The organism is Rahnella bonaserana (assembly GCF_019049675.1).
Lineage (GTDB): Bacteria > Pseudomonadota > Gammaproteobacteria > Enterobacterales > Enterobacteriaceae > Rahnella > Rahnella bonaserana.
The window spans coordinates 28,585-53,147 of the sequence record NZ_JAFMOW010000047.1; the positions used below are offsets into that span (position 1 = coordinate 28,585).

The window sequence follows — 24,563 nt, forward strand, 5'->3', positions numbered from 1 at the left end:
GCCACCACCGCGACAGATTAAGCTGCTTTCTTAGCGTCTTTGATCAGCGCAGAAACGCGATCAGAAACGGTTGCACCCAGATCTACCCAATGGGCAACACGATCCAGGTCCAGACGCAGAGCTTCAGCCTGGCCAGAAGCCAATGGGTTGAAGAAACCTACGCGTTCGATGAAACGACCGTCACGAGCGTTGCGGCTGTCGGTCACTACTACTTGATAAAACGGACGCTTTTTTGCGCCGCCACGTGCTAAACGAATTGTTACCATAACATCCTCTTTAGTTAATAAAACAACCAGACCCCATCGGGGAACGGGGTCTGGTTGCAATATAAAAAGCCCGAAAATTTTACTCATTTTGGCGCAAAAAGCAATCTAAAGCGTAGATAGCCTAGCCCGCAATTTGCATGAGCCGCCTATGTGGCTGATATATAGACAGTGATGTCGATTAACGGCCCGGGAAACCTGGTGGCATCATACCCTTCATGCCACGCATCATTTTCGCCATGCCGCCATTCTTCATTTTCTTCATCATGCGCTGCATGTCGTCGAACTGCTTCAGTAAGCGGTTGACGTCCTGCACCTGCATGCCGGAACCCACCGCGATGCGGCGTTTACGGGAACCTTTAATAATTTCTGGCTTGGCGCGTTCTTTGTGCGTCATCGAGTTGATGATCGCTTCCATCCGCACCAGCACTTTGTCATCCATCTGGGATTTGACGTTATCCGGCAACTGGCCGACACCCGGCAGTTTGCTCATCATACTCGCCATGCCGCCCATATTACGCATTTGCTTGAGCTGCTCGAGGAAATCAGTCAGGTCAAAGCCGTCGCCTTTCTTGAGTTTGCTGGCCAGTTTTTCAGCCTGCGCGCGGTCAACTTTGCTCTCAATGTCTTCGATAAGAGAGAGAACGTCGCCCATGCCCAGAATACGCGACGCGATACGATCCGGATGGAACGGCTCCAGAGCATCGGTTTTTTCACCCATACCCAGGAATTTAATCGGTTTGCCGGTGATGTGACGAATGGACAGTGCAGCACCGCCACGCGCATCACCGTCGACTTTGGTCAGGATAACACCGGTGAGCGGCAGCGCTTCGTTAAAGGCTTTCGCAGTATTCGCGGCATCCTGACCGGTCATGGCATCGACAACAAACAGCGTTTCAACCGGATTAATCGCGGCGTGAACCTGTTTGATTTCGTCCATCATCGCTTCGTCGACGTGTAAACGGCCGGCGGTATCGACGATCAGAACGTCGTAGAATTTCAGTTTGGCCTGCTGCAGGGCGCGGGTGACGATATCAACCGGCTTCTCCTGCGCATCAGACGCAAAGAAATCCACTTCAACTTGTTGCGCCAGGGTTTCCAGCTGTTTAATCGCCGCAGGGCGATAAACGTCGGCAGACACCACCAGCACTTTTTTCTTTTTCTTCTCTTTCAGAAATTTCGCCAGTTTACCGACGCTGGTAGTTTTACCTGCACCTTGTAAACCCGCCATCAGAACTACAGCCGGAGGCTGCGCCGCTAAGTTAAGCTCGGTGTTAGCCTCGCCCATCGCGGTTTCCAGCTCTTTCTGGACAATTTTGACAAATTCCTGACCCGGAGTGAGGCTCTTATTGACCTCAACGCCAACGGCGCTCTCTTTCACCCGGTTGATGAAGTCGCGAACTACCGGCAGCGCAACGTCCGCTTCCAGTAATGCCATACGCACTTCACGTAATGTTTCTTTAATGTTTTCTTCGGTCAGCCGCCCGCGGCCGCTGATATTGCGCAGTGTGCGCGACAATCGATCGCTTAAATTCTCAAACATCGTCTCTTGCTCAACGTTATGACAGGCCGCTTTTGCGACGTAATTGCGGGATTATAACACGAAGCGCGGACGATCTCTGCTTTGGCATCTCAGATAGGTTGGAGCGTGACGCCGGTAACGTTATACTGCGGTTCTCATTCACTTTTCGATGCTACTGAAACGCTATGTCAGTTTTTGCTCTCGTCGCCATGTTGGCCTATCTGCTCAGCCTTGCACTGATCATTCCGAGCATTATCCGGAAGAACAGCGCATACCGGCGTTTAGCATTGATTTCTGTTGTGGTGGCGCTTGTCTGCCATGCCGTGGCATTGCAGCAGCGTATTTTTGATGTCAGCACCGGCCAGAATCTCAGCCTGGTGAACATCGGCTCTGTGGTCAGCTTAATCATCGGAACGGTGATGACCATCGTTGCATCCCGTAATCGCGGCTGGTTTGTGTTACCGATAGTTTACAGCTTCTCGCTGATCAATCTGGCATTTGTCACCTTCCTGCCGGGCGAGTTCATCACGCATCTGGAAGAAAGCAAAGGCTTGCTGGTGCACATCGGACTGGCATTATTCTCCTATGCAACGTTGATGATCGCGGCCCTTTACGCGTTGCAGCTGGCGTGGCTGGATTATCAGCTCAAGAACAAACGCCTGACGTTCACAGCCGACATGCCGCCGCTGATGAGCATCGAACGTAAGCTGTTTCACATCACACAGATTGGCGTAATCTTACTGACGCTGACGCTGTGCACCGGATTACTGTACCTGAACAACCTGTTCAGCCCGGAAAATATCGACAAGGCTGTCTTATCGATACTGGCATGGTTCGTTTATATCGTCCTGTTATGGGGCCATTATCACGAAGGCTGGCGTGGCCGCCGCGTGGTATGGTTCAGCATGGCGGGCGCCATCCTGCTTACTCTTGCCTATTTTGGCAGCCGCCTGATCCAGCAAATCATGGTTCATTAATTAAAAGGAATACCCGTTGGAGCACGTCTCGACAACAACCCTGATCATCACATTGATCATCATGGTGGTGGTTTCGGCTTATTTTTCAGCCTCCGAAACCGGTATGATGACACTCAACCGTTACCGGTTACGTCACCTGGCCAAACAGGGTAACCGCGCGGCACGCCGCGTCGAAAAGCTGTTAAAACGCCCGGACCAGCTGATAAGCCTCGTGCTCATCGGCAACAACCTGGTCAACATCCTTGCTTCCGCTCTGGCAACAATTGTGGGCATCCGTCTGTACGGTGATGCAGGTGTGGCGATTGCCACCGGTGTACTGACGTTTGTCGTCCTGCTGTTTGCCGAAGTGTTGCCAAAAACATTTGCCGCGCTGAACCCTGAACGCATCGCTTTCCCGAGCAGCATTTTGCTGCGACCGCTGCAGACCATCATGATGCCACTGGTGTGGATCCTGAACAGCCTCTCACGCCTGCTGATGAGAATGTTCGGCATCAAAACCACCACCGGCCTGAGCGACGCGGTCAGTAAAGAAGAACTGCGAACCATCGTTAACGAATCACGCTCGAACATCTCCCGCCGTAATCAGGACATGCTGCTTTCCGTGCTGGATCTGGAAAAAGTGACGGTGGACGACATCATGGTGCCACGCAATGAAATCGTGGGTATTGATATCAATGACGACTGGAAATCCATCATCCGCCAGCTGACGCACTCGCCTCATGGCCGCATCGTGCTTTATCGTGATTCGCTCGATGATGCGATTGGTATGCTGCGCCTGCGTGAAGCCTATCGTCTGATGACGGAGAAAAAAGAGTTCACCAAAGAAAACCTGCTGCGCGCCGCCGATGAGATTTACTACATTCCGGAAGGCACGCCGCTGAACATTCAGCTGGTAAAATTCCAGCGGAATAAAAAGAAAGTGGGCATCGTGGTGGATGAATACGGTGATATTCAGGGACTGGTCACCGTTGAAGATATCCTCGAAGAGATCGTCGGTGATTTCACCACGTCTATGTCACCCACGCTTGCCGAAGAAGTCACGCCGCAAAGCGACGGCTCTGTCCTGATCGAAGGCAGCGCTAACGTCCGTGAGCTGAATAAAGCCTTTAACTGGCATCTGCCGGAAGACGGGGCGCGCACCATTAACGGCATGCTGCTGGAAGTGCTGGAAGAAATTCCCAATATCGGTACGAGTTTGCGTATTGAAGATTACGAAGTCGAGGTTCTGGATGTGCAGGACAATATGATCAAGCAGGTGCAGGTTCGTCCGTTACAGCCGCTGAAAAACACCGTAAATCAGCACTAATCCGCTGAATCTGAGGCATAAAAAAAGACGCGAACATCGCGTCTTTTTTGTCTTCGGTATACATCAAAACTAGATGTGCAGCTCAGACAGTTTTTCTTTTGGGAGAGCCAGTTCGTCGTTATGGTTCACCACAACGTCATGGTCGATAATGTGCTGCGCGATTTCCTGCGCTTCTTTCAGGGAATGCATCTCGAAAGTACCGCACTGGTATTCATTCAGCTCAGGGATTTGACGCTGTTCTTTTACCTTCAGAACATCCGCCATCGCCGCTTTCCAGGCATCCGCCACGCGTTGCTCTTCAGGCACACCGATCAGGCTCATATAGAAACCTGTGCGGCAACCCATCGGAGAAATATCGATGATCTCAACACCGCTACCGTTCAGGTGATTACGCATGAACCCTGCAAACAGGTGCTCAAGAGTATGAATACCACGTTCAGGCATCACTTCAATGTTCGGGCGGCAGAAGCGCAGATCGAACACAGTAATGGTATCGCCGTGCGGGGTATGCATGGTTTTTGCGACGCGAACAGCAGGTGCTGCCATACGGGTATGGTCTACGGTAAAGCTATCCAACAGTGGCATATCGTCACCTCTCCTAAATAAATTAATTTTTTTTACGAACTCAGGAAACCTTTTCCCAGCATGCGGGTCTTACTTAGTGAAAGACGCGCATTTGTTATCATCATCCCTGTAAACAGAGATGTTTATTTGGCCACATTGATTGTGGCCTTTTTCTTTTCTACTCAACGCTACTTTTATTCAACGCTACTGCCTGCATTCGCAGCCAGGTATTCTTCAAAGCTTAGCTTATCCGCCGCTTCCAGTGCGCGCTGACGCTGCCATGAGCCGTCCTGCTCAGCCATTAATGCGCTGGCATCTAATACTTCCAGCGGCTCACTGACCAGCATCTGACGATACTTCTCCGCCAGTTCCAGTCCAAGATTACCCACACCCTGCTGTTTCAGATCCTTCAGGATACGTGCCGAATACGTTAGCTCAGGATTATCAAACGCAGCGACCAGCTCTTTGCAGACGTCCTGATAAAGAGTATCACCGTTCTGGTTATCCATGACCTGAGCCACACGATTCAAATCAGCAAACAGCGCATTACCCACTTTGGCTAACGGTTGGCGCTCATCATGACACCCGATACCGATCGTCTGACCCGGTTTACGCCCTTCAAGGATCACCCGGTTCCAGTTCTTACGCGTACAGAGCAGCTCATCGCTGTTCATTTCCGGGGCATCCGCCAAAGCACACCATACCAAAAACAGATCCAGGAAACGCGCCTGAGTGGCATCAATGCCTACCGGAGAGAACGGATTGACATCCAGTGAACGGACCTCAATGTATTCGATCCCGCTACGCATCAGGGCATCGGAAGGTGTTTCGCCCGATTTGGTGACGCGCTTAGGACGAATTGGCGCATAAAGTTCGTTCTCAATCTGTAACACATTGGTGTTCAGTTGCAGATATTTTCCGTCCTTCTGCACCCCCATTTCTGCATATTCAGCAGACGGGGTACGAATCGCTTTCTTCACGCCCTGAACGTAGGTGGTCAGGTCGTTAAAGGTAATGCCCAGATTGCTTTGTGATTTATTGGTGTAACCCAAATCACTCAGACGCAGCGATGTCGCATACGGCAGATAGCACACTCCCGCTTCGGTATATTCAAACGGCAAATCTGTTTCACGCCCTTTCAGGAACGAAGAACAGATCGCAGGCGAGGCCCCGAACAGATAAGGGATCACCCAGCCAAAACGATAATAGTTGCGGATGAGTTTGAAATAACCCGCAGAAATCGCCTCTTTACCGCTTTCAGCATCTTTCACACCTAATCTTTCCTGCCAGAAATTCAGTGGCAGTGAGAAGTTGTAATGGATGCCTGAAATCACCTGCATAAGCGCGCCGTAACGGTTTTTCAAACCTTCACGATAAAGCGTTTTAAAGCGCCCGACGTTAGACGAACCGTACTGCGCCAGCTCGATATCCTGTCCGGATTCGATAAAGCACGGCATACTGAACGGCCACATGCGCTCGTCACCGAGCTCACGGGCTACATGACGATGAATGTCACGCAGGAACGCCATCAGATGTTCGATGTTGTCATCGACGGGCGTAATGAATTCCAATAAGGCTTCAGCAAAGTCGGTGGTTATCCAGCGATGCGTCAGTGCGGCACCTAAAGATTCCGGGTGGCCGGTTGTCGCTAATGAACCATCGGGATTGACCCGCAGCGTTTCACGCTCAATACCGCGACGAATACCTTTTAATGCCTGAGGGTGGGCTTCCAGCCAGGAAAGCGCCTGAGATACATCCGGGATCAAATTGACCTCCCGCTCGGTGAAACCATTAATTTGCAAGCATACTGAGTCTGCATAGATGTGACCATAATTGATAGCTGATGCCAATCTAACCGAACCATGAGAGCCCCTCCAGCGTCACCACCGTCAAAAGGATGTAACGCAGCGCTTTTCCAATAAGCATGAAAAAGACCACAGGCCCCCACGGCATTCGCAGCCAACCTGCTAACACGCATAACACATCACCTATCACCGGTAACCAGCTCAGCAATAAAGCTGCCGGTCCAAAGCGCTTCAACCAACCCTGTGCAACGTGGAGCCCACGCTGAGGTTTAAGCTGTGGCAGAAAGCGTCCGATGATGACGTTGGTTATGCCACCTAAGGTATTGCCAACAGTTGCAGACAAAACCAATGCCGCTGGCATTGCGCTGCCAGCTGACAATAAAGCCACTAATAAAACTTCTGAATTTCCAGGCAAAAGTGTGGCACTTAAAAAGCTGCTGCCGAATAAGGAAGCCAGCGCCACAGCGCTGCTCACAGCGTACGCACGTCCACAAAAGCCATATTGGCGCGTTTCGCCGCCTCGATACCGAAATCTGCATCTTCAAACACAACGCATTTTTCGGGAGGCACGCCGATTAACTCAGCGCAACGCAAAAAAGTGTCCGGCGCAGGTTTGTGGTTCTGCACGTCATTAGCGCCCACAATGGCATCGAAGCAATCACGCAGGCCTAAATGCCGCAACAGTGCATCCGCCATCCAGTGCTCACTGCCCGTACCCACCGCCATTGGCCGGCGACCATGATAGGCCTTCACGACATCTATCAGTGGCAAAGGACGCACGGTATCAAGCAACATTTCCTGAACCGCTGCTGTCTTCTCAGCCGCCAGAAGATGGGGATCCATCTCAACGTGATTACTGTCGATCACAAACTTCGCGATGCGCCAGGTCGGAGAACCATTCAGAGCAACCATGGATTCAACATCATACTGCATGCTGTATTTGGTCAATACCTGATGCCATGCCTTACGGTGCGTCGGTTCGGTATCCAATATGGTGCCATCCATATCAAATATTAGCCCTTCGTATCGATCGTACATCGAAAGCTCCATGATCACGAAAAAACAGGAAAACTACTTTATCGCAAAGTCTTTCGAAAGTCGCATTTTGTCCACACCTACAGCACATCCGAACACGCAGGAAACCTCATGGAAATGAAAAGGAAGGGATAAAATCAGGAGATAAAATGCAGAAAGCAAAAAACCCGCCGAAGCGGGTTTCTCTAACATGCCGGAGGACTCTATATGAAAGTCGTCGCTCAAACATGTTTGGAATAGGGTGCACCCAGGAAGATTACTCGGCTAACGCCTCGCCCGCGGGCCGTTGCTAAAGCAACGTTATCTTCCTTCGCGCTATCTGCATGCTGAGTGCTATATAGAATTCTATCATCGCGTCAACATACACAAAATATGGTGCACCCAGGAAGATTCGAACTTCCGACCGCTCGGTTCGTAGCCGAGTACTCTATCCAGCTGAGCTATGGGTGCATTGGGGTGGTGCTGAGTTTTTTCGGAAAATACTAAGAGAAAGAATGGTGCACCCAGGAAGATTACTCGGCTAACGCCTCACCCTGTGGGCCGTTGCTAAAGCAACGTTATCTTCCTTCGTGCTATCTGCATGCTGAGTGCTATCTAGAATTCTATCATCGCGTCAACACACACAAAATATGGTGCACCCAGGAAGATTCGAACTTCCGACCGCTCGGTTCGTAGCCGAGTACTCTATCCAGCTGAGCTATGGGTGCATTTTGATTCTTACTGCAGATTTACCTGACCATTTTTCCGTACTACATCGGCTTTCGCCTTTGCCCATCACGCTCATTTGATTGCAAATCAATATACGTTCAGGAAAGTATGGTGCACCCAGGAAGATTCGAACTTCCGACCGCTCGGTTCGTAGCCGAGTACTCTATCCAGCTGAGCTATGGGTGCATTTTAAATGGCGGTGAGGCGGGGATTCGAACCCCGGATGCAGCTTTTGACCGCATACTCCCTTAGCAGGGGAGCGCCTTCAGCCTCTCGGCCACCTCACCATACGCCTCTTGCGAGTGTGCTGACTAACTTTGTTTAAGCTCATCGGCACTGCGTGGCGCACATATTACTTTCTGGCCCTTATAAGTCAAACCCTTTTTTCCTAACAATCACCCGTTTGGACATTTCACGCGCAACCTGAGCAGTTTGAACACAAAAACAGGCTATCGAGGGTGAAAAAACGGCTTCTTTTAGGCAAAGGCAGTCGAAGGGATATGACACTGACAGAAATGAAAAACGAAAAACGCAGGAAAATAAGGGAGGGAAAATCGATAACGCGCACAAAAGAGGATCAGCGCCTCGCCATTAGCGAGACGCCTCGTAAATCAGTAACTCGTCTGTTGAGACTTCTCAGCCTGAATACGCTGATAAATCTCTTCACGGTGAACAGAGACCTCTTTTGGCGCATTCACACCAATGCGCACCTGATTACCTTTAACACCTAAAACGGTAACAGTAACCTCATCGCCAATCATGAGGGTTTCACCAACTCGGCGAGTTAGAATAAGCATTCTTTGCTCCTTGAATAATTAAAAGAGTCGGGTCTCTCAGTTTCCCGGCCATTATCGATCATAAGCGGGTAAAACGTAAGCCATGACCCCCACATTAAATGTAAGCAGCCTGCAACTTCAGCCATGAGTACTTTAAGTTTAGCCGATATCGTCATTGTCGCGACTTTAATCGCGAAGCTCACACCGCCATTAAGACTGAAAACGCCATACAGCACAATAGATTATGGCGTTTTCAGGGTTAGCTATTTATTTCTTCTTACAGCTTAGCTTCAACCCAGGCTTCAACAGTCGCCAGAGCAGCAGGCAGTGCCTGCACATCGCTGCCACCTGCCTGCGCCATATCAGGACGACCACCACCCTTACCACCGACCTGCTGTGCTACAGAAGCAATCAGCTCACCGGCTTTAACGCGATCAGTCAGATCTTTCGTGACGCCCGCAATCAGACTGACTTTATCGTCAGCAATGGTTGCCAGAACAATAATCACAGAACCCAGCTGATTTTTCAGGTCATCAACCATCGTACGCAGAATTTTAGGCTCTACGTTATCCAGCTGACGAACCAGCAACTTAACGCCTTTCACTTCTTTAGTCTGGCTGGAAAGCGATGCACTTTCCTGCGCAGCTTGCTGACCTTTCACCTGCTGAAGCTCTTTTTCCAGCAAACGTGAACGCTCAATCAGAGTACGGATTTTATCGGTAATGCTGTTCACATCACCTTTAACCAGATGCGCGACATCCTGCAGCAAATCGCTTTGCTGATGCAGGGCATTAATCGCGTTTTCGCCGGTGATCCCTTCGATACGACGGATACCCGCCGCTGTACCTGATTCACTCTGAATACGGAACAGACCGATATCGCCGGTACGGCTGGCGTGAGTACCACCACACAGTTCAGTGGAGAAATCGCCCATGGTCAAAACACGAACGCTGTCTTCGTATTTCTCACCAAACAGCGCCATTGCGCCTTTTTCTTTCGCTTCTTCCAGATCCATGATCGTGGTCTGGATTGGCAGGTTGCGACGAATCTGAGCATTCACCAGATCTTCCACCTGACGGATCTCTTCAGGTTTCATCGCTTCAAAATGAGAGAAGTCGAAACGCAGATAGTTATCGTTAACCAGAGAACCTTTCTGAGCCACGTGCTTACCCAGCACCTGACGCAGCGCTGCATGCAGCAAGTGCGTTGCAGAGTGGTTCAGACGGATACGGTCACGACGTGCAATATCCACTTCAGCTTCAACGCTGTCGCCAACGCTCAGCTTACCGGCATTCAGGGAACCCTGATGACCAATTGCTTTGCCGTATTTCTGGGTATCAGACACAGAGAATACGCCTGATGCCGTTTTCAGGATGCCTTTATCGCCAACCTGACCACCGGATTCGCCATAAAACGGCGTGTCATCCAGCACTACGATCGCGTTAACGCCCGCCTGGATATCATTGACTGGCTGACCATCAACAAACAGCGCCACCACTTTAGAATGGCGTTGCAGATGTTCGTAGCCGGAGAACTGAGTCACGCCATCAACACGAACCATGCTGTTATAGTCGGCGCTGAAACCGCTGGACTCACGCGCACGACGACGCTGAACTTCCATCGCTTTCTCAAAACCAGCTTCGTCCACTTTCAGATTGCGTTCACGGCAAACGTCAGCGGTCAGATCCAGCGGGAAACCAAAGGTGTCATACAGACGGAAAGCAATTTCGCCGTCCAGAGTGTCGCCTTTCAGTGCGGACAACTCTTCGTCCAGCAACGCCAGACCGCGCTCCAGAGTACGGGCAAACTGCTCTTCTTCGGTTTTCAGCAGTTGCTCAACCATCGCCTGCTGTTCTTTCAGTTCTGTCGCAGCCGGGCCCATCACTTCAATCAGCGGAGCAACCAGTTTGTAGAAGAACGTATCTTTTGCACCCAGCATGTTTCCGTGGCGGATCGCGCGACGAATGATGCGGCGTAGCACGTAGCCACGGTTTTCATTCGATGGGATCACGCCGTCTGCAATCAGGAATGCGCAGGAACGAATATGGTCGGCGATAACACGCAGGGATTTGTTGGTCAGATCGGTCGCGCCTGTGACTTCAGCCACCGCAGCGATCAGTTTCTGGAACAGGTCGATATCGTAGTTGGAGTTCACATGCTGCATAACCGCAGTGATACGCTCCAGCCCCATTCCGGTATCTACGGACGGTTTCGGCAATGGCAGCATCGTACCATCAGCCTGACGATTGAACTGCATGAACACCAGGTTCCAGATTTCGATGTAACGGTCGCCATCTTCTTCAGCAGAACCCGGAGGGCCGCCCCAGATGTGATCGCCATGATCGTAGAAAATCTCAGTACATGGGCCGCAAGGACCGGTATCGCCCATCTGCCAGAAGTTGTCAGAAGCGAATGCACCGCCTTTATTATCGCCAATGCGGATAATACGTTCTTTCGGAACGCCGACTTCTTTTTCCCAGATTTCAAACGCTTCGTCATCCGTCTCATAGACGGTGACCCACAGCTTTTCTTTCGGCAGATTGAACCAGTGTTCGCTGGTCAGTAATTCCCAGGCGTAGCTGATGGCTTCATGCTTGAAGTAATCGCCGAAGCTGAAGTTGCCCAGCATTTCGAAGAAAGTGTGGTGACGTGCGGTATAACCGACGTTTTCGAGGTCATTGTGTTTACCGCCTGCGCGGACACAACGCTGGGACGTGGTAGCGCGGTTGTAATCGCGCTTGTCCAGACCGAGGAAAACATCTTTAAATTGGTTCATCCCGGCATTGGTAAACAACAGTGTCGGATCGTTTGTCGGGACAAGCGAACTGCTTGAAACAATGTTGTGTCCCTTACTATGGAAGAAATCGAGAAACGCTTGACGGATCTCAGCGGTGCTCTTGCTCATAAATATCCCGGAATCATGCTGGAAGAACGGCTCTTGAGCCGGATAACGCTGCATATGGCAGCAATCTGTACAGCTCACGAACGAAAAAGTGCGGATAAGATAAAATTTCTGCGCGGGGAAGTAAAATACCGTATGCGGTCAATCGTCAAAATCGCGATAAATAGACTGTATTTCTTCCTGAAAGAAGCCCCGATAGAGCAAATAACGCAGAACTTTTGATTTTTCTTTCCAGTCAGTCGGTAAATTTTCACCAAATTTTCTGACCGCCAAATCGCGTGCCAGAGCGCACCAGTCCACGTCTGTGTTTTCCAGTGCGACTGTGATGATTTCTTTATCGACACCTTTTTGCAGTAATTCCGAACGGATACGCTGCGCGCCGTAACCTTTATTACTGCGACCCGAAATATAGCGGCTGGCAAATTTGGCATCATCGAGCCACTGATGTTGATAACAGTAGTCGATCACCGCCTGCACATGCTCTTCAGGAATCTCTTCCGGCACTGGTCGCGGCTCTTGTTTGGCTCTCACGACTTCTTCTTCGGCGAACTCATTCTGCACCGGTTTTTTTCGCGAAGACCAGCTGCTTTTCTTATTCTGAGGCTTAACAAAAGGCATCGGAGGAATGAGTAACTTGCGGCGCAATTCTGTTTCGCCATGATCGCGCTGAGCAAGAAGGCGCATTGCCCGGTTAATCAGCGTATTGATCTTCGCTGCATCGCCGTCTTTTTTGGGCGGCTCAAACATCGTGGACTCGCTGTTTTGTGCGACCTCTTCCAGCAGTTTTTTCAGATCGATGACTTTTTTATCAGGTATGTTTTCATCGGACATAAGGTTTCCCCTTATATGCAAAATGCCAGTCTGGAAACCAGACTGGCATTTTAACGACGTTTGAAAGTAACGGACAAAGTCCCCTGCCCTTCAAATGTCTTTGTCAGACAACCGCGAAATTAAAACTCTTCGCTGGTTTCCATGTTGTCGTCAGCGGCTTCAGCCGTCGTTGCTGCGCTCAGTTCACCGGTGCCGCTCAGCAGCATGTCACGCAGTTTTTTGTCCAGCTCAGCAGCCACTTTCGGGTTTTCTTTCAGATAGTTGCAGGAGTTAGCTTTACCCTGACCAATCTTCTCACCGTTGTAGCTATACCATGCACCGGCTTTCTCGATCAGCTTGTGCTTAACGCCCAGGTCGATCAGCTCGCCGTTGATGTTGATACCTTCGCCGTACATGATCTGGAATTCAGCTTGTTTAAATGGCGCAGCGATTTTGTTCTTCACCACTTTCACACGCGTTTCGCTACCAACAACCACATCGCCTTCTTTGATAGCGCCGATACGACGGATATCCAGACGAACAGAGGCGTAGAATTTCAGCGCGTTACCACCGGTAGTGGTTTCCGGGTTACCAAACATCACACCAATTTTCATACGGATCTGGTTGATGAAGATAAGCAAGGTGTTGGCGTTTTTCAGGTTACCGGCCAGCTTACGCATCGCCTGGCTCATCATACGTGCCGCGAGGCCCATATGAGAGTCACCAATTTCGCCTTCGATTTCTGCTTTCGGCGTCAGTGCTGCCACGGAGTCAACGATGATCACGTCAACAGCGCCTGAACGGGTCAGCGCGTCACAGATTTCCAGAGCCTGTTCACCCGTATCTGGCTGAGAACACAGCAGGTTATCGATATCTACGCCCAGTTTTTTAGCGTAGATCGGGTCAAGGGCGTGTTCTGCATCGATGAACGCACAGGTTTTGCCTTCGCGCTGTGCAGCTGCGATAACTTGCAAAGTCAGCGTGGTTTTACCGGAAGATTCTGGTCCGTAGATTTCAACGATACGGCCCATTGGCAAACCACCGGCACCTAACGCGATATCCAGAGACAAAGAGCCGGTAGAGATCGTTTCTACGTCCATGGAGCGATCTTCACCCAGACGCATGATGGAGCCTTTACCGAATTGCTTTTCAATCTGGCCCAGTGCTGCAGCTAACGCTTTTTGCTTGTTCTCATCAATAGCCATTTTTACTCCTCGTCTGATACAGGGGAACATCCCGCCTGCATCACTGAATATAATTTGTGTACAGGTAATTGGCAGTAATTATACTGTATGCTCATACAGTATCAAGCCTAATTTTTAATAAACTCACGCAATGCAGTTTGTAGCGAAAAAACAGCAGCTTGCAAACGCACCGCTTCGCGATCGCCGGAAAACTGCTGTTTAGCCGTCAGAACGCGCCCGTCTTTTCCGGCAAATCCAAACCAGACCGTGCCGACAGGTTTTTCTGCAGAACCGCCATCAGGTCCGGCAATGCCGCTGACCGAAACGGCCACATCCGCGCCCGCAGCGTGCAATACCCCCTGCGCCATTTCATGCACTACCTGCTCACTCACCGCGCCATGTTGCTCAAGCGTACTTTCAGACACGCCCAGCAATTCATGCTTGGCCGCATTACTGTAAGTCACAAATCCACGATCAAACCAGGCGGAACTGCCGGCAATGTCAGTAATCGCTTTAGCAATCAGGCCGCCGGTGCAGGATTCCGCACAAGTGATCCACCATCCCTTCACTTTCAGCGCCGCTCCGATTTCCACACTCAATTCATGTAAACGCTTTTCGTCCATATCCCCTCCCGGCGGGACATCTGAAACTGACCCGATGTTAGCATTTCTCTTCCGCTCTGCGAGTCCCGTCGAAGCAATTTGCGCGATGTATTCAGAACTTAAGTGAAAAGAAAAAAAAGGGCCACACTCTGTGGCCCTCATCAACGTTGAACGACCCGGCGTTAGCGCGCGGCTTTCACCGCTTCACCCAGTTGCCATACCGCCATCGCATAATGCACGCTGTGGTTGTAACGGGTGATGGTGTAGAAGTTCGGCAACCCGTACCAGTACTGGTAATTGGTGCCCATATCAAGGCGCAGCAGACTCGCTTCCTGATAGTTGCCAAGTGATCCTAACGGGCTCAGTCCGGCGGCTTTCAAGGTATACAGCGGATATTTGGTTTTGAAGCCATTCTCAAGCAGAGGCGCCTGACCGGCAGCTGGCACCGCAATCGGCGCGCCTTTGGTCCAGCCATGGGCTTTGAAATAGTTGGCGACACTGCCGATGGCATCAATCGGATCCCACAGATTGGCATGACCGTCGCCGTTAAAGTCCACGGCGTAGTCTTTATAAGATGACGGCATAAACTGGCCATAACCCATTGCGCCTGCGAAGGAACCGCGCAGACTCAGCGGATCATCACCTTCCCGGCGTGACATCAGCAGGAACGTTTCCAGCTCACCGGAGAAATACGCTGCACGGCGCGGATAGGCAAAGGATAAGGTCGCCAGCGCATCGATAATGCGGGTTTTACCCATTACGCGTCCCCAGCGGGTTTCCACGCCGATAATGCCGACAATGATTTCCGGCGGCACGCCATAGACCTGTTCCGCACGCTGCAACGCATCCTGATATTGATTCCAGAACACCACGCCATTCTGCACGTTATCCGGCGTGATGAATTTGCTGCGATAACGGTTCCATGCGCCATTCGGCACGGTGGATGGCGGGCCGGAAGGCGCCTGCTGATCCATCAGACGTAATACGAATCCCAGACGTTTGGTTTGCGACAACACATCATGCAGTTGCTGACGGTCAAAACCATGCTCACGCACCATTTTGTCAACAAACTGATTCATGGCCGGATCATAGGCGAAATCGCCGGTCTGAACCGCGCCGGTATGCTCAGGCAGGAGCAGAAAACCGCCGTCAGGAACCGTATCCGCGCTGGCATTTCTTCCATCGGAGAAAGGATTACGCGGCCCTTCAGGCTGAGGCGCGGGCTTATTACTGCTACAGGCAGAAAGTGTAAGAACCAGGGGAAGAATGATTGCCAGGTGGCGCATCGGATATCCGTAACCATGCAATAAAAGAGGTACAGATATGGTAGAGCATTATCAGAGCCGAAAAAACTGAAAATCACCGTCTTTACAAGCTTGTTAACCAGATTACTGCGCCATAATTAATGGAGAGGAGTGAGGTGATGTGGCGGCGGCATTTTTAATCAGTCCGGCAATTTTATTCTGTATGCTTTCTTCCAGACCAGGATAGAGCGGCAAACAGATGACTTTTTCCGCGAGCCGGTGCGCAACAGGCAGATTTTCCTTGCTGGCACTTTCAGCAAACTTATACATAAAGAAACTGCTGATTAAGGGATAAAAATAGCGTCGCGCCATGATGTGATTGTCTTTCAGCAATTCGTACAGTTCGTCACGCGTCAGAGTAAAATCTTCATCGATCATGATCGGGTAATACGCGTAATTCCAGGTCACATCCTCAGGAACTGCTATCAGTGAAACACCTGGAATATCCGCCAGCAGCATATTGTAATGGCGATATAATCTGCCGCGCTCGTCCAGCGCCTTATCAATGTGTTGCAACTGAAGGAGCCCGTACGCGGCCTGTAATTCATTCATCTTGCCATTGATACCCGCCGCGACAACGGTGGTTTCATTAACGAAACCAAAATTTTTCAGATAATCGATGCGCTGCTTCATTTTGGCGTCGTGACAGATGATGGCACCGCCCTCAATCGTATTGAACACTTTGGTGGCATGAAAACTCAGAATAGACAGGTCGCCCTGACGCAGAACGCTGACGCCATTTTGTTTAACACCAAAAGCGTGGGCAGCATCGTAGATGACCTTCAGCCCGTACGCATCCGCCAGTTCTTCGATTTTGCGGGTATTACAGGGGATGCCGTAACAATGGACGGGCAAAATGGCCGTTGTGGCCGGAGTAATCGCCTGCTCAAGCTTGTCCGCATCAAGATTGAACGTATCAGGATCGGTATCGACAAAGACCGGCGTAAGGCCATTCCAGAGCAGTGAATGTGCCGTAGCGACAAAAGAATAAGGCGTTGTGATCACCTCACCGGTAATCCCAAGCACCTGAAAAGCAGTCAGTAAGGCCAGCGTACCATTTGAAAACAAACACAAATGCTCCACACCCAGATACTCTGCCAGTTCTTTTTCCAGCTGTTGATGATACGGGCCAGCGTTAGTCAGGTGCTGACTTTCCCAGATATTTTCCAGATAAGGAATAAACTCCTCAAGCGGAGGTAATAAAGGACGAGTAACAAATATGTTTTTTTCCATGACGGCTGTGATCCTGAAAAAGTTAGAACAAGCGATATTCTGATAATAAGTCCCGAACGGTTTCTACAGAGCAGTTCATCAGCACATCAATAATAGAAAGATTAGAATGAAACTCATCACCCCCCTGCGGATAGCGGATGTTATTCATTTTTATAAACTTCAAATCCAGCTTTGATTTTAAAAACTGTCCGCGGTCATATAAATCAATACCACCTGCGCTGTTAATATAAATATCTGCGCCAAGCTCATGGCATATGGCGATCACTTTCTCACTGGCACTGCCCGTCTGATCGTAATTAATCTGGCTGGAAAGCATGACAACCTTTTCGATACCCAGATAATCAAAAACACAGCGCATCATCTTCTGGCACATTAAGGCAATACTTCGCTGCTCCGACTGCAACACCTCTTCAATAATGGGAAAAACGGAGCCAAAGAAAGGCCTGTTCTGATAGGCCTGCCGTATTTGTTTGTTCAATTTCCCCATATCCGGACTGAACTCCAGTTCCTTAATAGGTTTGAAGGAGGATGCTCCGGGCACAGGAATAACAAAGCGCTGGATCTGACCGGCACTGAGAATATAATTCCTGTTTATAAACCCCTGTTTGATATAGTTCGCATTATCATATAACACAAAAATATCACCTGAAGCAGCCAGCTGAAAATACCCTAAATAAGGAAAGAGGTAAGGCTGCATAATAGCAACGCGTTTTAATTTACTCATCAGAAAGACTTTCAGGAACAAAATAAAATACGGTCTCTAAAAGGCCCTCGGAATAATGGCGTAAATACATTTTATAGTCAGGGTTGTAGCTCAGAACCCGCTGCGGAATTGTCCACAGATCATCAGGTTTGTGGTAACAACAAATCGCCAGCAGGGGCTTTTGAGTTTTAATCATATTCTGCGCACCGGCTAATGCAGGCAATTCATAGCCCTCAATGTCCATTTTTAAGTAGCTGACATCTCCTTTAAGCAATCCATCCAGCGTCACAACTTCAACGGTGACGTCGCCCGAATCACAAATCTTCGATGCACTGCCGGACCGTGAAAACCGCAGTGTTTCTGACTGGTCTGAAACACCAAAAGGATAGACCCTGACACCGGGAAGAGCACTCAGCGTTTGCGCGACCAGCCGGCACTGACTGATGTCAGGTTCAAAAACCTGAATACTTTTATAATCCGGAAACAGTCTCGAAAATTCCAGGCTGGTTGCGCCATCAAAACCACCGCAATCTACAAAGTGACGGGCATGATCTTTGACAAACGGCAGATCAAAATACTGCTCATTCGTCCGGCAGGTAAACCCTTCAAGTGCCGCTAAGCGGTTTGTCAGCCTGAAATTAATAATTTTGTCGAACGTTTCAGCTGAGAGAACATCTGCCAGCTGAAGACGCACATTGTCATAGCGGCTTTTATTCAGGTAGTAATCATCGACAAAAGCCTGACCATGGTAAAAAGCGACAGGGTTTAAAAAAGTCGTGAAATACCGATAGAAGGAAAAGAAATCCAGGCAGTCACACTGTTTATCTTTCATCACCCGCTGCGCGGCAAGCGGGTGGCAATCGGCAATCCCTGACACCACCATGGCATCTGCCGGCACCTCTGACCATAAAACGACAGGCAGACCGTCAACCGACGTGGCATCAGTAAACTCATCGATAAATCCGGTTACCGCAAATTTTCTGGCGATATCTTTTGAATAAGGCGTCACCCCAAAAACAAACCGTGGACGGGTGGTTTTCGCAAACTCCTCGCAAAAAACAACAGTATCTTTAATTATCATATTAATTTCCGTATCCGGTTAACGTAGCAAAAACTCAACAGCATCCACATCCATCACTGCGACATTTTTCAGCCTGGCGACATCCTGACGCTCAATAAAATAGTTATCGATAAAAAGACTCTTCTCAGGAATATAAAATGACTTCTTATCTGTACTTTCTGTTAAATGAATAACCTGATCAAATAAAGACTCAGCAATGGCAGACTGACGCAGGGTATCCACAGGATCGCTGATATGCCGGGTAATCAGGTGAAGTTTTTTACCCTGTGCTTTGCACTGATAAAGTAATGCCATCACAGCCGGAACGGCATGACCGTTAATGATGAGCGTATCGTCGAGATCAATAAAAACATGTTCAACAGGGAAATTGATACGGCTGACGGTTTTAACCGATCTGTCTACCAGAGTAATATGTTCACTGGCGAGCGGCGTTATACTGCGCTCCAGAAAATCATGCAGCGTCATCAGAGGTAAATTAATGCCGCGCGCGCGCTGGAAAACCATTGTGCCTGCGATACGGCAAGATATTTCCAGCAATTTCCATTTGCCATATTTATCTTTTTTTAACTGAACAAACCACGGACCACGAAATACCAGCCGGGAGTTTATCGTGGTGATGATGTCCATGATTTCATCATCCGGGTTCTGTTTTTGCGAACGCATACTGATACCGGCACGTACTCGTTCCCGGCTGCGTGGCCCTGCCCAGATGAGCTGCCTGTTTCGGTCAGTGAAGCAATCAACTGTGATTTCTTCACCGGGCAGATACTCCACCACCAGTGGCTGAGGAACGTTCTTAATGACCTGAAGTAACTGAGCTTCATCATCGATCCTCTGAACATCCCTTCCCCCCTGCCCGCAATCCGGTTTAATCAGCACCGGCCATTCAGCCACGGGATATTCCGGGTGATAACAGACGGGCACCCAGCGACAATCATGAAAAAGCGCATAAGTTTCGCTTTTATAACGGGTAATTTGTGCAGTTGCTGGATTGCCATTTACCAGATAAAACCCCTGCCGCTGCGCCAGTAGCGCGAGTTTTACGGCTACACTGTCATGGGTAGCAAAAACAATATCTGTCCGGCTCTCTTCTAACAGGGCCAGAAAAGCCTCGTCAAAACTTTCGTCATCAATCAGCGGCAAACCGCCGCGGTAATTTTCGAACCTGAACTCACCATGATCGCTGACACCTGATGCCCCCACCAGCTGATTAACATGCACGGAATACCGGAGTGCCTGATATATTTCACCCGCATTTTCCGAGCCGCAGGGGAAGACTAAAACGTTTAATTTTTTCATTTAAGTTTTTAATTTAAACACCAGCAGACGGATTAAGAAAATAAGCGACTTTCTCAACAATGAATTCCATTTCCGCAATGCCATATCTTTGATCGACAGGCAAAGGGATCAGATGGTTAATAAAATTGCTCTCAATGCCTGATGGCATCACTCTGCCGGCTGCATCATGCCAGTACGCCGGGGTGTAAATACGTTCATTATTTAAGAACTGACGCAGGCCGGATGTTCTGTTCAAAAAGGGATAGCAAAGAGCCCCGTCGGCAGCAGCGTTATCAAAGGCAGCCTCGTTAAAGCGCCCGAGGTGCTGATGCAGGAAGCGGAAGTTTTCGTTCCTCGCCACTTTGCATTGCTGATAATCAATCGTTTTTAACAGTGTTTCCGTCAGCTGAGACATTGCAGACGGCGTTTCTGTAAACGTTTCTTCTGCCTGCTGATAGGCGGCAAAACCAGATTCCGCGTTCTCTGCCAGTCTGCGCAGCAAATGCGCCGAACGGTTTAGTGAAACCAGCGGGTCGGTTTGCGGCACATCCACCGGCAATGACGTTGCCAGCAGGCCACCGTCAGGAACACCGAAGAACTTTCTCGCAGAATACAGCGTTGCCAGACAATCACCCGGCGGGGAATAAAAGGCCTGGGAATGATCAAGAATCAGCTGACGGGGATTAAACCGGGCGAGCAGTTTTTGCCTCTGAACCTCACATAACCCGAAATAATTGACCCACAGTACCCATTCATTCTGCGCAGGAACCACTTCAGAGCCCGGCATTAACTGGCTATCCAGCGAATAATATTTCACCGGGATCTGCAATGTTTCCAGGGGTGAAAGCATCGCATCACAGATATAGCGCGGCACCCAAACAGCATCGGGTTTTCCTGACATCAGTAATGCGTAAAAAGCGCCACGGGCAGATGAAAATAACGCTAAATTCGGATAAAAATGCCCCTGCAAGCAGGGAAGCTCAAGGGGGAAATATCCCCCGATAGCGTCTGAGAATTTAGTCATCAGCAAGGACTATGGCTTGTGCGGGCAACCCTTGCTTGTGCAAACTCCAGGCCTGTTCGAGAACTTTTTCAAAGTAGAATGCGCGGTGGCTGACTCTTTTTTCTCTTTCCAAAATACGTTCACGAAGGGACAGGCGCACATTGTTCAGATGCTCAAGCTGCTCATTAAGCGCGACGGCTTTCGCCACGTATTCATCCGCTGAACTCGCGACAAACTCCTCAAGACCCAGGAATTTCATCGCTGCGCCGGCCTGACGTGAAACGACGCTATCCCCTTCCAGGGTCAGTGAAGGGATCCCCATCCAGGAAGCATGATTGGTGGTTGTACCGCCGGTGTAAGGGAAAGTATCGAGAATAATATCCACTTCGCCATGCATGTGCAGATACGGGCCAAATCCGCACTTCAGGCGTGCAATAATTTGTTCCCTGCGGACTCCCCGGCTTTCAAACTCCAGCATGTATTTCTCAATCATTTCCTCATCGCTCATTGAAGCGAAAAGTAATCTGGCATCAGGAAGCCGAGTTAATATTCTTGCCCAGGCATCAAGCACAGCAGCAGTAATTTTTTGCGGACGGTTAAACGTGGCAAACGTGATATACCCATTTTTGAGCGCAGGAAGGGTATTAATATCTATATTGTAATCCGCAGGCTCGAATTGCTTCGCCGCAGGTAAATAAGCCAGTTTCTCGGTAAAGTGACTGTCTAATACCCCCGGCGCGGCAAAATTGCTATCAATAAGATAGTAGTCCATCTCTTTTACGCCGGTAGTCCCGGGATATCCTATCCACGACATTTGAACCGGGGCCGGTTTCAGACCAAAAACAGGTAAACGGTTGTAGGCCGTGTGGCCCGATAAGTCGATCAGGATATCAATGCCATCCGCTGCAATTTTTTCTGCCAGCTCAATATGACTCAGACTTTTAACGTCATTCCATTCTGAAGATAATGCCGCATAAAGCTGTGTATGGCGGTCATTAGAAGGAGAAACATTATAGCCAATGACGTCAAAGCGGGTTTTATCGATTGAACTGAGCACGGGATAGATGAAATTACTCACCGGATGATCCCTGAAGTCACCCGATACAAAACCAATCCGCAGGCGGGGGTTGTCATTCACTGAAACCGGGCGTTCGACCGTTTTATTTTTCGCCCACGCACTCAGCTTGTGGCCGTACTTCTGGTGTTCGGAAAGGATTTCTTGTGGCGAACACTGATGATCGTGAAGAATGACAAACAGCATGTTGCTGTAATTGGCGAAATATCCGAGAGAAGACTCTGACAGTCGCACGCCTTTTTCCAGATACGCTCTGGCTTCACGCATCTGATTACGTTCACTCAGAACGTTACCTAATTTGAGCAGGTATGCGGCGTTATTACTGTTCATGTCTGCGGCTTTACGTGCGCAGTATTCATATTTCAGGCTGTTACGCAGATCGTTATAAACCTTCCCGAGTAAATCCCACGCTTGCGCATTTTTCGGATGATTTCTCAGCAAATGCTGTGCAACTTTTTTAGGATAATGACGATCATTGAGTTTTGAAAGGCACAATACGATACCGCTGTAAAATTCAAACAAATTCGAATTGATCGACAAACCTTTGGTAAGGCATTTTAATGCCTCATCCACGTTGTTAGCCTGATGATAAATAGAGGATATATCACTTAACAGCGTAATACTGTCCGGGTATTTTGCTCTCAGCTCTTCCATTATTTCAAAAGATTCCTGGACATGTCCGGACAAATATAAGCCTTTTAGTTTACTCAGAGATTTCTGGTCAACATCATTATCGGTTTTTTTACTGAGGCTTTTATGACCGGCATGTTCCTGACGGAATCCCCCTTCTTTTGTGCTTGTGGAAAACAGCATTAAGCTTGAAATCCGGCGTCTGGCAATATCCACATCTTGCAATGCCATGACCTGCTGATATAAGCGCAACCAGGCAATGTCTGAGCCGGTAAGCAGCCCTTTGCTGACCAAATCCATCGCCAGGCTATAACTTTCCTCATCTGAAATACGTAAACCAGATTGAACAAACTCTGCTTCACTTTTCTTCAGAACAGCCTTTTCACCCCACAGATTCTCTGATTCGATGTAGCCACACTCTGGCCAGACAATGTTGTCAGTCGGGTAAATCAGTTTAAGATTGCCAAAGCGTGAGTGGTTATAAGGTGAAGGCGTTAAAGACGTATAAATACCCGAAACATTCTCTATGTATAATGCCTGCAGCGTTTTAATCACTTTGCCGGCATGCTCTTCAGGCTCTTCGGGCAAACAGGTATTCTTTATAATCTGCTGCGTACTGACACTCAAAGGCCAGCTGTTTCCTATTACGTCAAGGATCCGACCCAGCAAATCATTCTCTGAGGTCAGGGATTCTCCCTGCCGGTTATAGAACGTTTTTGCATCAGCTTGTCTTTGATAATTGCCTGCCCAGTGCAAATTTTCAACTTCACTGAGCTGAACCTGTTTATGAATCACTGACTGATTGTTTTTGGAAATCAGAAGACTAAAGCGAATCTGCCGGTCGACGGCAAAGTCCAGATATTGCTGGGCTGTGATGTTGTCGAGTAAACCGGTGGCCGTCGCATGTACCGCAGTGACATCTTTCCCGTAATGCTGCGCTATTTCATACTGAGGCGTCACATCGCCGACGTAGTTAATATTTGATTTTATAATGTCGTGAGTAAAATTAACCAAATAGCGTGCATCATTTTTACTGTAAATATAACGTACAGCCAGCTCTGTATCCGATAAAGATAATGCTTCAGTGATACGGTCTTTCAGGGCACCGTCAGGATGAGCAATATTCATAAATCCCAGCATCGCTCTTGCTGATGATATTTTCTCTTCATCGCTGACTGAATTTTGGGTATGCAGTGCAATGGCTTCACGTAACGTATCAGTGATCTGCGCGCCCGGTAACGTATTCCACTTTACCGCGACAATTCCCTGTTCTGTTAAATGTTGCTCACAAAAACTCAGCAATGAATGACGGGTTTCCTCATCCAGCAGGCTGAAAAGTTCCTCAATAATAATATAATCAAACTTACCCGGATCGATGGAAAATAAATCCTGTAACCCGAGGCAATATAAATGGGTGTTTTCAATTCCAAAACAGGAAGCCGTCTGTTGCCCCTGCTTAATAGAATCAGGATCAATATCTATTCCTGCTGACGTACTTAAAGGGTTCGCAACGGCAAAACGAATGAGATGCGCGCCTTCGCCACAACCGATTTCGAGAACGTTCGCCGTTTTCGGATCAGCGCCTTTTACGCCGTACATTGCCGCAGAGGTATAAATTCCGGCAGGAGAAAAGTGATGAGATGAATACAAATCTTTCAAAATATAAATCCTGTTATCTCAAATTTGTTTTAGTTATCTGTAAGCAAAGCTACCGCACGACTCGCGCAATGCAGCCTTATTTTTTACACAGTAATAATATGGGGGTATTTTATCATCAGAAGCCGGGAGTCCATTGTTTGAAA

General features: G+C 49.1%; 20 protein-coding genes and 4 tRNA genes. 2 read left to right on the forward strand and 22 right to left on the reverse strand.

The features are described 5' to 3' along the window. Positions 1–17: 17 nt before the first annotated feature. Together rpsP and ffh are read right to left on the reverse strand one after the other, a co-directional pair. A complete protein-coding gene (gene rpsP, locus J1778_RS01955; RefSeq protein ID WP_056772785.1) occupies positions 18–266 on the reverse strand; it encodes a 30S ribosomal protein S16 in 249 nt (82 codons plus the stop codon). 178 nt (positions 267–444) lie between these two features. Then, a complete protein-coding gene (gene ffh / locus J1778_RS01960) occupies positions 445–1,806 on the reverse strand; it encodes a signal recognition particle protein (protein WP_112286849.1) in 1,362 nt (453 codons plus the stop codon). Positions 1,807–1,970: 164 nt separating this feature from the next. Here ffh and J1778_RS01965 point away from each other — a divergent pair, with 164 nt between their 5' ends. Beyond that, positions 1,971–2,762, forward strand: a complete 792-nt coding sequence (locus J1778_RS01965) for a cytochrome C assembly family protein (protein ID WP_013574033.1) — start codon at positions 1,971–1,973, stop codon at positions 2,760–2,762. A gap of 16 nt (positions 2,763–2,778) precedes the next feature. Continuing rightward, positions 2,779–4,068, forward strand: coding sequence for an HlyC/CorC family transporter (locus J1778_RS01970; RefSeq protein WP_217171756.1), 1,290 nt, complete (start codon positions 2,779–2,781; stop codon positions 4,066–4,068). 69 nt (positions 4,069–4,137) lie between these two features. Here J1778_RS01970 and luxS read toward each other — a convergent pair whose 3' ends face one another. The 20 genes from luxS to J1778_RS02070 form a co-directional block, all read right to left on the reverse strand. Then, positions 4,138–4,653 (reverse strand): S-ribosylhomocysteine lyase, encoded by a 516-nt coding sequence (gene luxS / locus J1778_RS01975; RefSeq protein ID WP_120134262.1) that lies wholly within the window; start codon positions 4,651–4,653, stop codon positions 4,138–4,140. A gap of 173 nt (positions 4,654–4,826) precedes the next feature. Continuing rightward, positions 4,827–6,398: a glutamate--cysteine ligase gene (gene gshA / locus J1778_RS01980; RefSeq protein ID WP_217171757.1), complete on the reverse strand. Its 1,572-nt coding sequence runs from the start codon at positions 6,396–6,398 to the stop codon at positions 4,827–4,829. Between the two features lie 85 nt (positions 6,399–6,483). Further along, positions 6,484–6,912, reverse strand: a complete 429-nt coding sequence (locus J1778_RS01985; RefSeq protein WP_217171758.1) for a YqaA family protein — start codon at positions 6,910–6,912, stop codon at positions 6,484–6,486. Continuing rightward, positions 6,909–7,475 carry a fructose-1-phosphate/6-phosphogluconate phosphatase gene (gene yqaB, locus J1778_RS01990; RefSeq protein ID WP_120163542.1) on the reverse strand — a complete coding sequence of 189 codons (567 nt, stop codon included), beginning with the start codon at positions 7,473–7,475 and terminating at the stop codon, positions 6,909–6,911. Before yqaB ends, J1778_RS01985 begins: the two co-directional genes overlap by 4 nt. A gap of 370 nt (positions 7,476–7,845) precedes the next feature. Continuing rightward, positions 7,846–7,922 (reverse strand) — tRNA-Arg (locus J1778_RS01995). Positions 7,923–8,102: 180 nt separating this feature from the next. Beyond that, positions 8,103–8,179: transfer RNA gene (locus tag J1778_RS02000), tRNA-Arg, on the reverse strand. Between the two features lie 110 nt (positions 8,180–8,289). Then, positions 8,290–8,366: transfer RNA gene (locus J1778_RS02005), tRNA-Arg, on the reverse strand. An 8-nt stretch (positions 8,367–8,374) separates the two neighbouring features. Next, positions 8,375–8,467, reverse strand: a tRNA-Ser gene (locus tag J1778_RS02010). A gap of 324 nt (positions 8,468–8,791) precedes the next feature. Next, positions 8,792–8,977, reverse strand: a complete 186-nt coding sequence (gene csrA / locus J1778_RS02015) for a carbon storage regulator CsrA (protein ID WP_013574027.1) — start codon at positions 8,975–8,977, stop codon at positions 8,792–8,794. A gap of 256 nt (positions 8,978–9,233) precedes the next feature. Continuing rightward, a complete protein-coding gene (gene alaS / locus J1778_RS02020) occupies positions 9,234–11,861 on the reverse strand; it encodes an alanine--tRNA ligase (RefSeq protein WP_217171759.1) in 2,628 nt (875 codons plus the stop codon). 138 nt (positions 11,862–11,999) lie between these two features. After that, positions 12,000–12,566 carry a recombination regulator RecX gene (gene recX / locus J1778_RS02025; RefSeq protein ID WP_217171787.1) on the reverse strand — a complete coding sequence of 189 codons (567 nt, stop codon included), beginning with the start codon at positions 12,564–12,566 and terminating at the stop codon, positions 12,000–12,002. Positions 12,567–12,808: 242 nt separating this feature from the next. Then, positions 12,809–13,873 (reverse strand): recombinase RecA, encoded by a 1,065-nt coding sequence (gene recA / locus J1778_RS02030; protein ID WP_217171760.1) that lies wholly within the window; start codon positions 13,871–13,873, stop codon positions 12,809–12,811. 107 nt (positions 13,874–13,980) lie between these two features. Then, positions 13,981–14,475 (reverse strand): nicotinamide-nucleotide amidase, encoded by a 495-nt coding sequence (gene pncC / locus J1778_RS02035; RefSeq protein WP_217171761.1) that lies wholly within the window; start codon positions 14,473–14,475, stop codon positions 13,981–13,983. A 161-nt stretch (positions 14,476–14,636) separates the two neighbouring features. Continuing rightward, complete coding sequence (gene mltB, locus J1778_RS02040) at positions 14,637–15,740, reverse strand: lytic murein transglycosylase B (RefSeq protein WP_217171762.1); 1,104 nt, start codon at positions 15,738–15,740, stop codon at positions 14,637–14,639. A 102-nt stretch (positions 15,741–15,842) separates the two neighbouring features. Then, a complete protein-coding gene (locus tag J1778_RS02045) occupies positions 15,843–16,991 on the reverse strand; it encodes a DegT/DnrJ/EryC1/StrS family aminotransferase (protein ID WP_217171763.1) in 1,149 nt (382 codons plus the stop codon). A 22-nt stretch (positions 16,992–17,013) separates the two neighbouring features. Next, positions 17,014–17,715 (reverse strand): WbqC family protein, encoded by a 702-nt coding sequence (locus J1778_RS02050; RefSeq protein ID WP_217171764.1) that lies wholly within the window; start codon positions 17,713–17,715, stop codon positions 17,014–17,016. Then, entirely contained in the window at positions 17,708–18,775 is a 1,068-nt protein-coding gene (locus tag J1778_RS02055) for an FkbM family methyltransferase (RefSeq protein WP_217171765.1), read from the reverse strand. Before J1778_RS02055 ends, J1778_RS02050 begins: the two co-directional genes overlap by 8 nt. A gap of 18 nt (positions 18,776–18,793) precedes the next feature. Further along, entirely contained in the window at positions 18,794–20,074 is a 1,281-nt protein-coding gene (locus J1778_RS02060; protein WP_217171766.1) for an ATP-grasp domain-containing protein, read from the reverse strand. A 13-nt stretch (positions 20,075–20,087) separates the two neighbouring features. Beyond that, positions 20,088–21,077, reverse strand: coding sequence for a hypothetical protein (locus J1778_RS02065; protein WP_217171767.1), 990 nt, complete (start codon positions 21,075–21,077; stop codon positions 20,088–20,090). After that, the gene (locus J1778_RS02070) at positions 21,070–24,420 is read right to left on the reverse strand and encodes an O-linked N-acetylglucosamine transferase family protein (RefSeq protein ID WP_217171768.1); all 3,351 of its coding nucleotides are present in this window, start codon (positions 24,418–24,420) and stop codon (positions 21,070–21,072) included. Before J1778_RS02070 ends, J1778_RS02065 begins: the two co-directional genes overlap by 8 nt. Between the last annotated feature and the right edge of the window lie 143 nt (positions 24,421–24,563).

Bases quoted from the DNA above. Each gene is read 5' to 3' on its own strand.
- J1778_RS02060 (WP_217171766.1), bottom strand. From the start codon at position 20,074: ATGAAAAAATTAAACGTTTTAGTCTTCCCCTGCGGCTCGGAAAATGCG.
- recA (WP_217171760.1), bottom strand. From the start codon at position 13,873: ATGGCTATTGATGAGAACAAGCAAAAAGCGTTAGCTGCAGCACTGGGC.
- J1778_RS02050 (WP_217171764.1), bottom strand. From the start codon at position 17,715: ATGAGTAAATTAAAACGCGTTGCTATTATGCAGCCTTACCTCTTTCCT.
- yqaB (WP_120163542.1), bottom strand. From the start codon at position 7,475: ATGTACGATCGATACGAAGGGCTAATATTTGATATGGATGGCACCATA.
- pncC (WP_217171761.1), bottom strand. From the start codon at position 14,475: ATGGACGAAAAGCGTTTACATGAATTGAGTGTGGAAATCGGAGCGGCG.
- J1778_RS02045 (WP_217171763.1), bottom strand. From the start codon at position 16,991: ATGGAAAAAAACATATTTGTTACTCGTCCTTTATTACCTCCGCTTGAG.
- luxS (WP_120134262.1), bottom strand. From the start codon at position 4,653: ATGCCACTGTTGGATAGCTTTACCGTAGACCATACCCGTATGGCAGCA.
- rpsP (WP_056772785.1), bottom strand. From the start codon at position 266: ATGGTAACAATTCGTTTAGCACGTGGCGGCGCAAAAAAGCGTCCGTTT.
- csrA (WP_013574027.1), bottom strand. From the start codon at position 8,977: ATGCTTATTCTAACTCGCCGAGTTGGTGAAACCCTCATGATTGGCGAT.
- J1778_RS02065 (WP_217171767.1), bottom strand. From the start codon at position 21,077: ATGACTAAATTCTCAGACGCTATCGGGGGATATTTCCCCCTTGAGCTT.
- alaS (WP_217171759.1), bottom strand. From the start codon at position 11,861: ATGAGCAAGAGCACCGCTGAGATCCGTCAAGCGTTTCTCGATTTCTTC.
- mltB (WP_217171762.1), bottom strand. From the start codon at position 15,740: ATGCGCCACCTGGCAATCATTCTTCCCCTGGTTCTTACACTTTCTGCC.
- J1778_RS02055 (WP_217171765.1), bottom strand. From the start codon at position 18,775: ATGATAATTAAAGATACTGTTGTTTTTTGCGAGGAGTTTGCGAAAACC.
- J1778_RS01965 (WP_013574033.1), top strand. From the start codon at position 1,971: ATGTCAGTTTTTGCTCTCGTCGCCATGTTGGCCTATCTGCTCAGCCTT.
- ffh (WP_112286849.1), bottom strand. From the start codon at position 1,806: ATGTTTGAGAATTTAAGCGATCGATTGTCGCGCACACTGCGCAATATC.